The sequence below is a fragment of the Streptomyces sp. NPDC056128 genome (assembly GCF_042263835.1).
Classification (GTDB): domain Bacteria; phylum Actinomycetota; class Actinomycetes; order Streptomycetales; family Streptomycetaceae; genus Streptomyces.
Map to the genome: position 1 here is coordinate 109463 of NZ_JBHJVQ010000020.1, position 13902 is coordinate 123364.

A 13902-nucleotide genomic window follows, 5' to 3' on the forward strand; every position below is an offset into this window, starting at 1 on the left:
CGGTATCACCGTAGCGACGGAGAGGTCCAGACCATAGAGGGCTTTATTGGGCATGTCGGACATATCTGTCGTACCTTCGACAGTGAGTCACGTCTCGGAAGGAGCTGCTGCATGGGCATCCTCGACAAGGTCAAGAGCATGGCCGGCAAGGACAAGGACAGGTCTCGGAAGATGTCCGACACCGCCGAACGCCAGGTCAACGAGCGGACCGGCGGCAAGCACGAGAAGCAGGTCGACGCCGCGCAGCAGCAGGCCGAGGGCAAGCTCGGCTTCGGGCGCGAGCGGGGCGGCGACCGGCCGGAGCAGCAGTAGCCGCTCCGCACGTCCACAACCGCCGAAGCCCGTCCACGGGGCATGTCCCCTTGGACGGGCTTCGCGCTACGACCCCAGGATCGAGGTCTACGACCCCAGGATCGAGGTCAGGAACTCCCCCACCCAGCCGAGCAGTTCCCGCCCGAGCAGCGGCTTGCCGCCGACCTTCGCGGTCTTCGGGCGCGGTACGAGGACCTGGCGGGTGCCCGCCTTGATGACGCTGCCGGGGTAGAGCCGCTTCAGCCTCAGTTCCTGGGACTCGCGCAACTCCACCGGCGCGAAGCGGATGTTGTTGCCCTGGAGCACGATCTCGCCGACGGCGCACGCCCGCGCGAGCATTCGCAGGCCCGCGACCAGCAGCAGGTTCTCCACCGGCTCCGGCAGCTTGCCGTAGCGGTCGACGAGTTCCTCGCGTACGGCCTTGATGTCCTCCTCGCTGTTGGCGGAGGCGATGGACCGGTACGCCTGGAGGCGCAGCCGCTCGCCGGGCGCGTAGTCGTGCGGGACGTGCGCGTCGACCGGCAGCTCGATCTTGACCTCCAGCGGCGGCTCCTCCTCCACACCGCCCTCCAGCGAGGCCCGGTAGTCGGCGACCGCCTCGCCGACCATCCGCACGTACAGGTCGAAGCCGACGCCGGCGATGTGGCCGGACTGCTCGCCGCCGAGTAGGTTGCCCGCGCCGCGGATCTCCAGGTCCTTCATCGCCACGTACATGCCCGCGCCCATCTCGGTGTGCTGGGCGATGGTGGCGAGCCGCTCGTGCGCCGTCTCCGTCAGGGGCTTCTCCGGCGGGTAGAGGAAGTACGCGTAGCCGCGCTCCCGGCCTCGGCCGACCCGGCCGCGCAGCTGGTGGAGCTGGCTGAGGCCGAAGTTGTCGCCGCGCTCGACGATGAGGGTGTTGGCGTTGGAGATGTCGATGCCGGACTCGACGATGGTGGTGGAGACGAGCACGTCGAACTTCTTCTCCCAGAAGTCGACGACCACCTGCTCCAGGGCCTGCTCGGACATCTGGCCGTGGGCGGTGGCGATGCGCGCCTCGGGGACGATCTCGCGCAGCCGGGCCGCCGCGCGGTCGATGGACTCGACGCGGTTGTGGATGTAGAAGACCTGGCCCTCGCGGAGCAGCTCGCGGCGGATGGCGGCGCCGATCTGCTTCTGCTCGTAGGGGCCGACGAAGGTCAGCACCGGGTGGCGCTCCTCCGGCGGGGTGGTGATCGTGGACATCTCGCGGATGCCGGTGACCGCCATCTCCAGGGTGCGCGGGATGGGGGTGGCGGACATCGTCAGCACGTCGACGTTGGCGCGGAGCTTCTTCAGCTGCTCCTTGTGCTCGACGCCGAAGCGCTGCTCCTCGTCGACGATGACCAGGCCCAGGTCCTTGAACTTGGTCTCGGAGGAGAAGAGGCGGTGGGTGCCGATGACGATGTCCACCGAGCCCTCGCGCAGGCCCTCCAGGGTGGCCTTCGACTCGGTGTCGGTCTGGAAGCGGGACAGCGCCTTCACGTTCACCGGGAACTGGGCGTACCGCTCGCCGAACGTCCCGAAGTGCTGCTGGACCAGCAGGGTCGTCGGCACGAGTACGGCGACCTGCTTGCCGTCCTGGACCGCCTTGAAGGCGGCGCGGACCGCGATCTCGGTCTTGCCGTAGCCGACGTCGCCGCAGATCAGGCGGTCCATGGGGACCGTCTTCTCCATGTCGTCCTTGACCTCGGCGATGGTGGTGAGCTGGTCCGGGGTCTCGGCGTAGGGGAAGGCGTCCTCCAGCTCGCGCTGCCAGGGCGTGTCCGCGCCGAAGGCGTGTCCCGGGGCCGCCATCCGCGCGCTGTAGAGCTTGATCAGGTCGGCGGCGATCTCCTTGACCGCCTTCTTCGCGCGGGCCTTGGTCTTGGTCCAGTCGGCGCCGCCGAGACGGTGCAGGGTGGGGGCCTCGCCGCCGACGTACTTGGTGATCTGCTCCAGCTGGTCGGTGGGGATGTAGAGCCGGTCGCCGGGCTGGCCGCGCTTGGCGGGGGCGTACTCCACGACCAGGTACTCGCGGGTGGCGCCCTGCACGGTGCGCTGCACCATCTCGATGTAGCGGCCCACGCCGTGCTGCTCGTGGACGATGTAGTCGCCCGTCTCCAGGGTGAGCGGGTCGATGGTCTTGCGGCGCCGGGCGGGCATCCGGGCGCCCTCGCGGCCCGCGGCCTTCTGGCCGGTCAGGTCGGTCTCGGTGAGAACGGCGAGCCGGAGGGTCCGGTCGACGAAGCCGTGGTCGATCGAGCCGCAGGAGACGTGCACGACGGAGGGGCTGAGGGTGCCCAGGTCGTTGTCGAGGCGGGCCGCGATGCCCTCGCCGCCGAGGACCTCGACGGTGCGGGCGGCCGGGCCGTGGCCCTCGGTGACGTAGACCGCGCGCCAGCCGTCGGCGAGCCAGCCCTTGGTGTCGGCCAGTGCCTTGGCGGTGTCGCCGCGGTAGGTCTCGGGGGCGTGCATGCCGAGCTTGAGGGTGTCGGCCTCCTCGAACGCGTCGTCGGCGGCGAACGGCGACACCGACCACCACATCATGTCCAGCTCGCGGGCCCGCTCCCGGACGTCGGCGATGGACCACAGGGAGGCCGCGTCGACGTCGATCGGCGCGTCTCCGCCGCCCGCGGTGGCCGCCCAGGACGCCTGGAGGAACTCCTGGCTCGTCGCCACCAGGTCGGCGGCGCGGGTCCGCACCCGCTCGGGGTCGCAGACCAGGGCCATGGCGCCCTTGGGGAGCACGTCAAGGAGCAGTTCCATGTCGTCCACGAGGACGGGGGCGAGGGACTCCATGCCCTCGACCGCGATGCCCTCGGCGATCTTGCCGAGCAGTTCGCCCAGCTCGGGGTGGGCCTCGGCGAGGGCGGCGGCGCGCTCGCGCACGTCCGGGGTCAGCAGCAGCTCGCGGCAGGGCGGGGCCCACAGGCCGTGTTCGGCGACCTCCAGGGAACGCTGGTCGGCGACCTTGAAGTAGCGGATCTCCTCGACGTCGTCGCCCCAGAACTCGACGCGGAGGGGGTGCTCCTCGGTCGGCGGGAAGACGTCCAGGATGCCGCCGCGGACGGCGAACTCGCCGCGCTTCTCCACCAGCTCCACGCGCGCGTACGCGGCTGCCGCGAGGGCTTCCACGATCTCGTTCAGGTCGGCGGTCTGTCCGGTGCGCAGGGCCACCGGCTCCAGGTCGCCGAGGCCCTTGACCTGCGGCTGGAGCACGGACCTGACGGGCGCCACGACGACGGAGACCGGGCCGGTCTCCGGGTCGTCGGGGCGCGGATGGGCCAGGCGCCGCAGGACGGCCAGGCGGCGGCCGACGGTGTCGCTGCGCGGGCTGAGGCGCTCGTGCGGGAGGGTCTCCCAGGAGGGGTACTCGACGACGCCCTCGGGGGGCAGGAGGGAGCGCAGGGCCGCGGCCAGGTCCTCCGCCTCGCGGCCCGTCGCCGTCACCGCCAGGACGGGACGGGACGTCTCGCGCGCCAGGGCGGCGATGGCGAAGGGGCGGGCCGCGGGTGGGCCGACCAGGTCGACGTGCATGCGGTTGCCGTCTGCGGCCGCCGAGATCGCTTCCGCGAGGGCGGTGTCCTTGACGACGGCGTCGAGCAGACCGTGCAGGCTCATTCAGGGCGCTTTCCGTGCGGGGATGTACAACACGACGGGCCCGACGCGCGCTGCGGGCCGGGGTGCCTCCAGCGTACGTCGCTGCGCGCGGCCGCGTCGGGGGCTGTGGATGACGCCGGGTACGGGGTGGGCGGCGTCGCGGTCCCCGTACCAGGGGGCTCCGCCCCCTGGACCCCCGGACCTATGCCCACCCACCACCCGACTCGGTGGGTTGAAAGGTGGACGCGCAAAAGAGCCGGCGCCGGAGGCCTTGTGGCTTCCGGCGCCGGGTTCCCCCGCAACCCCCGTGTGCGGTGGCTGTCGGGTCTTACTCCGTCGCGATGGCGTTCAGGACGTTCATGCGGCCCGCGCGGAAGGCCGGGACCAGGGCGGCGAAGAGGCCCACGAAGGCCGAGCCGATGAAGACGCCGATGATCGTCGGCCAGGGGATGTCGAGGACGTTCAGTCCCTCCAGGGCGAGGAGCTTCTGCGCCGTGGCGCCCCAGCCCATGCCCAGTCCGAGGCCGAGCAGCGCGCCGAAGAGGGCGATGACGACGGACTCCATGCGGATCATGCGGCGCAGCTGGCGGCGGGAGAGTCCGATCGCCCGCATCAGGCCGATCTCGCGGGTCCGCTCGACCACCGAGAGGGCCAGGGTGTTCACCACACCGAGGACCGCGACGATGATCGCCAGGGCGAGCAGGCCGTAGACCATGTTCAGCAACTGGCCGACCTGGTCCTTCAGCTCCTGCTTGTAGTCGGTCTGGTCGGCCACCTGGTACTGCGGGTAGGCGTCCATGGACTTCTTCAGCGCCGCGTACGCCTGGTCGCTCCTGCCGTCCTCGGCCTTGGCGAACATGATCGTGTTCGGCGGGACGCTCTCGGCCGGCAGGTACTTCCGCATCGTGTCGATGCTGATGTACCGGGCGCCCTGGTCGATGGCCACGTCGTCGCTCGTGATCGCGGCGACCTCGAGCTTCGCGGTCTCGCCGCCCTTGAAGGCGACCGAGATGGTGTCGCCGACGTGGACGCCGTGCTTCTTGGCGTAGTCCGCGCCGACCGACATGGCGTCCGGCCCGTAGGCGGCGGAGAGCTTGCCCTCCGTCGTGGCGCGGCGGACGTCCTCGGCGTAGGTCGGGTCGGCGGCGGTGATGCCGTCGTCGTCGGTCTTGCCGTCGGGCGAGGTCAGCGTGGCGTCGAGCATCTTGTAGCGGGTGACGTGCTCCAGGCCGGGCGTGTCCTGCATCGCCTTCTCCGCCTTCGGCACGATCCGCTGGTTGCCCTGGACGATGAAGTCCGCGCCGACCGTCTTGTCCAGCTCGCTGGTGGCCGAGGCGACCATGGAGGAGCCGACCACGGAGAGACAGGCCACCAGCGCGAGGCCGATCATCAGGGCGGCGCCGGTGGCGCCGGTGCGGCGCGGGTTGCGCAGGGCGTTGCGCTCGGCCAGGCGGCCGACGGGGCCGAAGGCCCGCAGCAGCACCGCGCTGATGACCCGGACCACGAAGCCGGCCAGCAGCGGGCCGATGACGACGAAGCCGATGAGGGAGAGCACGATGCCCGCGCCGAGCATCAGCGAACCCTCGCTCGCCTTGTCGGCGCCGGCCGCCGTGAGCAGGGCCGCGGCACCGGAGCCGGTGAGCACCAGGCCGATCAGGCCGCGTATCCAGCCGGCCTTGGCGTCGGCCGGCGTACCGGCGTCGCGCAGGGCGGCCATCGGGGAGATCTTGCCGGCGCGGCGGGCCGGCAGGTAGGCGGCCAGGACGGTGACCACGACGCCGAGGACCAGGCCGACCACGGGGGTCGCCGTCTTGATGGTCAGGTCGTCGGTGGACAGGTTCATGCCCGCGGCGGACATCAGCTTCATCAGGCCGATGGCGATGCCGACTCCGGCCGCGACACCGAGGACGGAGCCGACGATGCCGAGGAGCAGCGCCTCGACCAGCACGGAGCGGTTGACCTGCCGACGGGAGGAGCCGATGGCCCGCATCAGGCCGAGCTCGCGGGTGCGCTGGGCGACCAGCATGGAGAAGGTGTTGATGATGAGGAAGATGCCGACCAGGAACGCGATCCCGGCGAAGCCGAGCATGGCGTACTTGATGACGTTCATGAACTCGCCGATGCCCTCGCGGTTCTCGTCGGAGTTCTCCTTGGCCGTCTGGACCTTGTAGGTGCCGTCCAGGGACGCGGCGACGCTCTGCTTGAGTTGCGTGTCGGAGACACCGGCCTCGGCGGTGACGTTGAGCTGGGTGAACTTGCCGGTGGCGCCGAGCAGTTCGCTCTGGGCGGTGGCCGTGTCGAAGTAGATGACGGCGGCGCCGGGGTTGGTCACCGTGAAGGAGGCGATGCCGACGATCTTCGCCTTGAAGTCGCCGGTCTGCGCGATGGTGCGCAGTTCGTCGCCGAGCTTCAGGTCGTGCTTGTCGGCGGTGTCGGCGTCGACCATCACCTCGGTGGGCCCGCGCGGGGCGTGCCCGGTGGTGATCTCCATGGACCGGAGGTCGTTCTTCGTCCAGTTTCCGGCGATCGTCGGGGCGCCGCTGGTGGCGCCCACGTTGTCGTTGTCGCTGTTGACGACCGTCACGTTCATCGAGCTGACGACGCCCTCGGCGGACTTGACGCCCTCGGTCGCCCGGGCCCGCTCCAGTGCGGACGCCGGGAGGGCCTCGGGCACGCCGTTCTGCGGGGTGTCCTCGGCCTTGGCGTCCTTCGGCATGACCGTCACGTCGGACGAGGTGACCGCGAAGAGCTTGTCGAAGGTGGTGTTCATCGTGTCGGTGAACACCAGGGTGCCGCACACGAACGCCACCGACAGCAGCACCGCCACCGCCGAGAGCGCCATCCGGCCCTTGTGCGCGAGGAAGTTGCGCATCGAGGTCTTGACGACGGTCATGACGTGCGCCCCCGGGCGTCGAAGTCCTTCATGCGGTCGAGGACGGCGTCCGCGGTCGGGCTCAGCATCTCGTCGACGATCCGGCCGTCGGCGAGGTACAGCACCCGGTCCGCGTAGCTCGCGGCGACCGGGTCGTGGGTGACCATGACGATGGTCTGGCCCAGTTCGGTGACCGAGCGGCGCAGGAAGCCCAGCACCTCGGCACCGGCACGGGAGTCGAGGTTTCCGGTCGGCTCGTCGCCGAAGATGATCTCGGGCCGGGCGGCCAGCGCCCGCGCCACCGCGACCCGCTGCTGCTGGCCGCCGGAGAGCTGGGTGGGCCGGTGCTTGAGCCGGCCGGCCAGCCCCACGGTCTCCACGACCCGGTCCAGCCACGCCTTGTCGTACTTACGGCCCGCGATGTCCATGGGCAGCGTGATGTTCTCGATCGCGTTGAGCGTCGGGAGCAGGTTGAACGCCTGGAATATGAAGCCGATCCGGTCCCGGCGCAGCCGCGTGAGCTTCTTGTCCTTGAGGCCGGTGATCTCGGTCTCGTCGAGGTAGATCTGCCCGCCGGTGACCGTGTCCAGGCCGGCCAGGCAGTGCATCAGCGTGGACTTGCCGGAGCCCGACGGGCCCATGATGGCGGTGAACCGACCGCGGTCGATGTCCACGTCCACGTGGTCGAGGGCGACCACCCGCGTCTCGCCCGATCCGTAGGCCTTCACGACCTGCCGCGCTCGCGCGGCAACGGCCGTACGCCCTCCGGTGCCCCCGTGCGTGGGAATACTTACGGCCGATGTCATGTCAAGTCTCCTATGTCGGTCATCGAGTGAGCCGCCGGTGCCGCGCTGGACTGCCGCGGGTGCGCCGTGCTGCTGTCTCGAAGAGTCTGTCCGGAACCGTGGGGCGGGCGCGCTGGTGTTCAGCGCACTCTTTTCCTGGGGAAAACCCCACCCCCACGGGTCCGGTTTGCCGCCCCCCAGCGGCGTAAGGCCAGATTAAGGACGACGCCCGGTCCGTCTCGTCCTCCGCCGGTACGAACCCTCCCCGAGCCGTAGTACGGAGGTACCCCTAGGGGCAGTCCACCCTTCGGTGGAGCCGGTCTCGGGGTCGCTCTCCACCCTGAGACGCACCAAGCCTCCACCCTCCCGCCACGTGAGGGGCAAACCAGCACGTCGGCCGGGGCATACCGACCGACCAGTTCGGCGAAAAGGCAGCGCTCCAGGTGACTGGCGAGTAACGTGCGTGGCTCCCCACCCCCCACCTCCCTGCGGTCCACCACCCGGACCCCAGCCGCGCAAGGAGAACCGGGATGTCCTACGACCCGTCCCCGTCGTACCCCCACCACCCCCCACCGCCGTACCCGCCCCATGCCCCGACCCACCAAGACCCGTTCCACCAGGCCCCGTCCCACCGCGCCCCGACCCGGCGTGCCCCGCGGCGCGACCCGCTGGGGCACCACAGCGACCTGCGCATCCTGCGCAGCGCCTACCGCTGGCAGCGGCGCACCGCCACGCTCACCGCGCTCGGCTACTTCACCCTGTTCCTGATCCTGTCCGCCTACGCGCCCGGCTTCATGACCGGCACCGTCGTCGACGGACTGCCCACCGGACTGCTGCTCGCCCTGGTCCAACTGCCCGTCACCTGGCTGGCGATCGCGCTCTACGAGCAGACCGCCCGGCGCCGCGTGGACCCGCTCGCGGACCGCATCCGCAAGGAGGCCGAACTGGACGCCCGGCGGGAGGCGGGACGATGACGGAGTTCAGCGGCAACGCGCAGACCATGTCCCTGGTCGGCTTCACCGCGGTCGCCACCATCACGCTGCTGCTGTGCGTGATGACCGGCCCCGACCGGGACGACCTCGACGAGTTCTACACCGGGTACAGCTCCCTGTCCCCGATGCGCAACGGCCTCGCGATCGCCGGCGACTACATCTCGGCGGCGTCCGTCCTCGGCACCAGCGGCGTCATCGCCCTGTTCGGCCACGACGGTGTCGTGCTGGCGCTCAGCACCGCCCTCTCCCTGATGCTGCTGATGTTCCTGCTGGCCGAACCCCTGCGCAACGCGGGCCGGTTCACCATGGGCGACGCGCTCGCCCGCCGGATGCCCGGCCGCAGCGTCCGCGTCGCCACCTGCGCCGTCACCCTCGCCGCGCTGCTGCCGCTGATGCTGGTGCAGCTCGCGGGCACCGGCCAGCTGCTCGCCTTCGTCCTCGGGTTCTCCGGCGAGTCGCTGGAGACCGGGTGCATCATCGGGCTGGGCGTGCTGATGATCAGCTACGCGGCGATCGGCGGAATGAAGGGCACCGCCCTCATCCAGATCCTCAAGATCGTGATGCTGCTCGGCTCGGGCGCCGTGGTGGCCGTACTGATCCTCAACCGCTTCGACTGGGACCCCGGCGCGCTGTTCGGCGCGGCGGCGGACCGCAGCGGGGTGGGCTCGGCGTTCCTGCACTCGGGGCTCCAGTTCGCCGGCGGGCCCCACCCCGACGCGGACATGATCACCGCGCACCTGACGGTCGTCCTCGGCGGCGCCTGCCTCCCGCACATCACCATGCGCATGTACACCGCGTCCTCGGCCCGCCAGGTGCGCCGCTCGATGTCCTGGGCCGTGTCCAGCGTGGCGCTCTTCGTGCTGGTCGTCACGGTCATCGGCTTCGGCGCGACGGCGCTGGTGGGGCGGGCGGTCGTGGCCGCGATCGACCCGCAGGGCAACACCGCCTACCTGCTGGGCTCGCAGGCCGCCTTCGGTGCGGAGGTGTCCACCGCGGAAACGTTCCTGTTCACGATGGTCACCACGGCCGTCTTCCTCACCCTGCTCGCCTCCGTCGGCGGCATGATCCTCGCCTGCGCCAACTCCCTGGCCCACGACGTGTTCGCCACCCGCGTGCAGGAGATGTCACCGCGCCGCGAGATGGCCCTCGCCCGCGTCTCCGCGCTGGCCGTCGGCGTCCCGGCGATCATCCTGGCCACCCTGGTCCAGCACCGCAGCCTCCAGCCGCTGGTGACGCTGTCGTTCTGCCTGGGCGCCTCGGCCATCGCCCCGGCCCTGGTCTACGGCCTCTTCTGGCGCCGCTACACCCGCACCGGGATGCTCAGCACCCTCATCGGCGGCTCGCTGGCCGTCCTGTTGCTGATGCCGGGCACCAACCTGGTCTCGGGCTCACCCGTCTCCGCCTTCCCCGAGGCCGACTTCAACTGGTTCCCGTTCACCACGACCGGCCTGGTCTCCATCCCGTTCGGCTTCGCCTGCGGCTGGATCGGCACCATGCTCTCCGGCCGGCGCAAGGCCGAGGAGCAGCGCCGGCAGTACGAGGCGGTGGAGGGCTGGATCCTGGCGGGGGCGGTGCGCAGGGGCGACTGACGGCGCCGGCCGCGGGGCGGACCCCGGGTGGTCTCACTCGACCGCCCGGCCGGTCAGCGAACTGAGATTGCTGCGTACGGAGGCCATGTGGGCCTGCAGTTCGTCCCACCGCTCCCCGTGCTCGCGCAGCACCCGCTCCGTCTCGCGGACGATCTCCTCCTGCCGCACCCGGGCCTCGGCGGCCACCTCGGCCGCCCGGGCCCGGGCCTCCTCCCGCGTCCGCCCGGCCGCCTCCCCCGCCTCGGCCAGCGCCCGCTCCGCCTCGCACACCTCCCGCTCGGCGCGGGCCACCGCCTCCGCGTGGTGCGCGTCCAGCGCCTCGGCCCGCTCCTCCTCGGCCCGCTCCGCCCCGGCCAGCCGCTCGGCGTGCTCCCGGCCCTGCTCCGCGAGCGTGTCGTCGGTGCGCGTGCGCGCCTCGCGCAGCACGGACAGCACCTCCCCGCGCCCCGCCTTCACCTCCCGCCGCGCCTCGATCCGCACCTCGTCGGCCTCCGCACGCGCCACGAGCAGCCGCTGCCGGGCGCGTTCGTCGGCCTCGGCGTGCACCGCGTCGGCCTGCGCCCGCGCCGCCTCCAGCACGCCGTCGGCGTACGCCCGCGCTTCCCGCATCCCGTCGTCCCCCGCGTCGCGCGCCCGCTGCCGTACGGCCTCGGCCTCTTCCTCGCCGAGCCGGAACAGGTGCCGCGCGCCCTCCCCGAGCGCCTCGTAGTCCTGCGTGGTGAGCTGGGCGACCTCGTCCAGCAGGTCGTCCAGGTCCTCCTCCATCTCCCGGGCGAGCACGGTGAGCCGGGCGGCCCGCTCCCAGGCCGCGTCGCGGTCGTCGGAGAGCGCCGCGACACACTCCTCCACCTGTTCCGGACGGTAGCCGCGCTCACGCCCGCGTACGGTCACGAATCCGTCGGGAGCCGCCGCTGCGCTGCTCATGCTGATCACCCCTGTGGTGAACCTGCCGCACTAAATGGACTTAACCGACTTTATGGATCGGACGTAAGCCCTCATAATGCGACACACCGCACGCGAAGGGCGGTCAGGGACTGCGACGCGGAGCGTCGCCGAAGTTCGGTTCCGGGCGCGGAGCGCCCGTGTTGCTGCCGGCACGGCCCTAGGTGATGCGAACGTGTGTACCTATGGTCACTGGCCGGAGTGGCTACTGCTGGATCGGCGGGTGTGTGTGCGGTTGCCGTACGTATGGTCCTGCGCAGGGCCCGGGACAGCACGGTGTCCTGGCCGCAGCCGTGAAGGGGGCGAGATGGCACGGGTGGGGACGTATGTGGGGGTCGGGCATGCCCGGTATACGTATCGGTTGCGAGTGTCGACGGCTGCCCGCGCCGCTCTGGCGGCGGAGTGGGGCCGGTGTCGCTGGCTGTGGAACGAGTGCGTCGCCAAGTCCAGGGCCGTGCACCTGCGCAACAGGGCGACCGGCGAGAAGAGCACGTGCGGCCCGGCCCAGCTGGACAGGATGCTGACCGAGGCCCGCGCCCGTACGCCGTGGCTGCGGGAGGGCTCGTGCGTCCCCCAGCAGCAGATCATCCGCGACTTCGCCCGCTCCCGCGCCAAGGCCCACCAGGACATCGCCGAGCGCCTGGCCGTGGCGCGCCGGGCCGGGATGCCGACATGGAAGACCAAACGTGAGGCGCTGCCGACCCTCAACTACACCAAGCGCGGCTTCCAGCTGAAGGACGGCCGATTGCACCTGGCGGGCGGAATCGTCCTGACGGTGGTCTGGTCGCGAGACCTGCCGGCCGAGCCGTCCTCGGTACGCGTGTACCAGGACAGCCTCGGCCACTGGTACTGCTCGTTCGTCCTCCCCGCCCAGCTCCAGCCCCTGCCGAAGACCAGCCGCGTCCTCGGTGTCGACTGGGGTGTGAAGGAGACGGCGACCACCACATCCGATGCTCACGACCTGCCGCACCCCGAACACGGCGAGAAGGCCGGGCGAACCTGGCCCGGTACGACCGGATGATGGCCCGCCGCAGGCCGAAGAAGGGGACGTCCGGGTCAAGGGGCTACCGCGCGGCGATGAGACTGCGGGCGAAGGCGCACAAGAAGGTCGCGAGGCAGCGTGCGGACACCGGTCGCAAGTGGGCCAAGAAGGCCGTCCTCGACCATAACGCCGTCGCGGTCGAGGACTTCCGCCCGAAGTTCCTGGCCAAGTCCACCATGGCCCGCAAGGCCGCCGACGCCGCCGTCGGCGCCACCAAGGCCGCCCTGATCGAGATGGGTCGCAAACACGGGCGGGACATCCGCCTGGTCCACCCCGCGTACACCACGATGGACTGCGCGCAGTGCGGAGCGAGAGCCAAGCACTCACTGCCGCTGGGTGAGCGCACCTACACCTGCACCGCCTGCGGAACCGCGTTCCTGCGGGACAAGAACTCCGCACGCGTCATGCTCGTCCGGGCTGGTTTCAACCCGGCTGGTGCCGATGGCGGAAGACCTCCTGGAGCGATGCTCCAGGAGGCGGCCTGAGCCAGGAATCCCCTCCCCTTCAGGGAGGGGAGGATTCAAAGCAGGCCGTCCCACATCTGCTCCAGCAGCACCGACCACCAGCTCTCCGGCGAGCCGAGCGCCGCCGGGTCCAGCGCGGCCAGCTGCGCCTGGAAGTCGACGGTCCAGCGGCCCGCCTGCTCCTGGTTCAGACCGAACCTGAGCCGCCACATCCGGCCCAGCAGCGCCAGCGAGCGTGCGAACTCCGGCAGCCCGGAGTTCACGAACTGCGGCGGCACCGGCGCACCGCCCGGCCCCGCCTCCACCGGCACGGCCACGATGGCCGCGGTGCCGTACTGCACACAGATCGCGCGGCCGAAGTCGCTGCCGACGACGAGGTACGAACCCGCGTCCGAGGCCGGCTGCACTCCCCGTTCGGCCGCCAGCTCCGCCAGCGTGGGCACCGGGCGCCCCGGCTGGGCCTGCGCCCAGAAGAACGGCCCCATGTCCGTCGGCAGACCCGCGGCCACCAGCGTGTGCGCCACGACCGGCGGCACACCCTGCCGGGACACCGCGGCCTGCTCGAACCGGAAGACCCCCGGACCGAACGCGCCGCCCAGCTCCTGCCCGATCGCCTCCGGCGGAACCGGCGGCGCCGGCTGCACCTGCGGCAGCGGAGCGCGCACCGGCGCCGGGCGGGCCGGCCCGTCGGCCACCTGGTGCAGCTCGCCCTGGTGCGCGAGCAGTTGCCGCATGCCCTGCTGCCGGCTCGCGTGGTCCGTGCCGTACGGCGCGATCGAGGTGATCCGCGCCTGCGGCCACTGCTCCCGGATCATCCGCGCGCAGTACGCGCCCGGCAGTTCGCACGACTCCAGCTCGGTGTGCAGCTCCAGCACCTGGTCCGGCGGGACGTTCATGGAGCGCAGCTCGTGGAACATCTGCCACTCCGGGTGCGGCGTGCCCGGCGCCGAACGCCGGATCAGCTGCTGCTCGGAGCCGTCGTGGGCGCGGTAGCGGAGCACGGCCTGGTAGCCCGGACCGACGGTCGGCTGACCGGCGGGCGGCTGCGGATAGCCGTACGCCTGCGGCTGACCGGGCATCGGCTGCCCGGGCGGCGGCATGGCACCCGGCGGCATCGGCTGCCCGCCCCCGGGGACCCCCGGAGCGCCGGGCGGCGGCGGAGGCGCGCCGACGCCACCGGGCCCGCCGAGCGAGGGCGCGGCCAGCACGGTCTGCGCGTGGTGCACGGCACCGCCCGCGCCGCCCGAGGAGCCCTGCGCGCCGGGCATCCCCGGAGCGGCGGGCGGAGGCGGCGTCGCGCCCCC

General features: G+C 71.6%; 8 protein-coding genes and 1 pseudogene. 4 read left to right on the forward strand and 5 right to left on the reverse strand.

All coding sequences use genetic code 11. The annotated features are described in order from the left end of the window. Positions 1 to 111: 111 nt before the first annotated feature. Positions 112 to 312, forward strand: coding sequence for an antitoxin (locus tag ACFC1X_RS28775; protein WP_376358750.1), 201 nt, complete (start codon positions 112 to 114; stop codon positions 310 to 312). Positions 313 to 399: 87 nt separating this feature from the next. On the opposite strand, the gene mfd is transcribed toward ACFC1X_RS28775, so the two are convergent. The 3 genes from mfd to ACFC1X_RS28790 form a co-directional block, all read right to left on the reverse strand. Next, a complete protein-coding gene (gene mfd / locus ACFC1X_RS28780; RefSeq protein ID WP_376358753.1) occupies positions 400 to 3933 on the reverse strand; it encodes a transcription-repair coupling factor in 3534 nt (1177 codons plus the stop codon). 307 nt (positions 3934 to 4240) lie between these two features. Then, on the reverse strand, positions 4241 to 6805 hold the full coding sequence (locus ACFC1X_RS28785) for an ABC transporter permease (protein WP_376358756.1): 2565 nt from the start codon (positions 6803 to 6805) through the stop codon (positions 4241 to 4243). Next, positions 6802 to 7590, reverse strand: a complete 789-nt coding sequence (locus tag ACFC1X_RS28790; RefSeq protein WP_122617011.1) for an ABC transporter ATP-binding protein — start codon at positions 7588 to 7590, stop codon at positions 6802 to 6804. The genes ACFC1X_RS28785 and ACFC1X_RS28790 overlap by 4 nt, the downstream gene beginning before the upstream one ends. Before the next feature lie 509 nt (positions 7591 to 8099). Here ACFC1X_RS28790 and ACFC1X_RS28795 point away from each other — a divergent pair. Continuing rightward, complete coding sequence (locus tag ACFC1X_RS28795) at positions 8100 to 8543, forward strand: DUF485 domain-containing protein (protein ID WP_376358758.1); 444 nt, start codon at positions 8100 to 8102, stop codon at positions 8541 to 8543. Continuing rightward, entirely contained in the window at positions 8540 to 10150 is a 1611-nt protein-coding gene (locus ACFC1X_RS28800; RefSeq protein ID WP_376358761.1) for a cation acetate symporter, read from the forward strand. Before ACFC1X_RS28795 ends, ACFC1X_RS28800 begins: the two co-directional genes overlap by 4 nt. 33 nt (positions 10151 to 10183) lie before the next feature. Here ACFC1X_RS28800 and ACFC1X_RS28805 read toward each other — a convergent pair whose 3' ends face one another. Continuing rightward, positions 10184 to 11074 (reverse strand): cellulose-binding protein, encoded by an 891-nt coding sequence (locus ACFC1X_RS28805; RefSeq protein WP_376358764.1) that lies wholly within the window; start codon positions 11072 to 11074, stop codon positions 10184 to 10186. Positions 11075 to 11399: 325 nt separating this feature from the next. Here ACFC1X_RS28805 and ACFC1X_RS28810 point away from each other — a divergent pair. Then, positions 11400 to 12619 (forward strand): annotated as a pseudogene (locus ACFC1X_RS28810) (RNA-guided endonuclease InsQ/TnpB family protein). A 35-nt stretch (positions 12620 to 12654) separates the two neighbouring features. On the opposite strand, the gene ACFC1X_RS28815 reads toward ACFC1X_RS28810, so the two are convergent. Beyond that, positions 12655 to 13902 (reverse strand): SUKH-4 family immunity protein (locus ACFC1X_RS28815; protein ID WP_376358767.1); only part of this gene is annotated, 1248 nt, incomplete at its 5' end.

What these genes read in the sequence shown, in the direction of transcription:
- ACFC1X_RS28785 (WP_376358756.1), bottom strand. Translation starts at nt 6,805, where the DNA reads ATGACCGTCGTCAAGACCTCGATGCGCAACTTCCTCGCGCACAAGGGC.
- ACFC1X_RS28775 (WP_376358750.1), top strand. Translation starts at nt 112, where the DNA reads ATGGGCATCCTCGACAAGGTCAAGAGCATGGCCGGCAAGGACAAGGAC.
- ACFC1X_RS28795 (WP_376358758.1), top strand. Translation starts at nt 8,100, where the DNA reads ATGTCCTACGACCCGTCCCCGTCGTACCCCCACCACCCCCCACCGCCG.
- ACFC1X_RS28800 (WP_376358761.1), top strand. Translation starts at nt 8,540, where the DNA reads ATGACGGAGTTCAGCGGCAACGCGCAGACCATGTCCCTGGTCGGCTTC.
- ACFC1X_RS28805 (WP_376358764.1), bottom strand. Translation starts at nt 11,074, where the DNA reads ATGAGCAGCGCAGCGGCGGCTCCCGACGGATTCGTGACCGTACGCGGG.
- mfd (WP_376358753.1), bottom strand. Translation starts at nt 3,933, where the DNA reads ATGAGCCTGCACGGTCTGCTCGACGCCGTCGTCAAGGACACCGCCCTC.
- ACFC1X_RS28790 (WP_122617011.1), bottom strand. Translation starts at nt 7,590, where the DNA reads ATGACATCGGCCGTAAGTATTCCCACGCACGGGGGCACCGGAGGGCGT.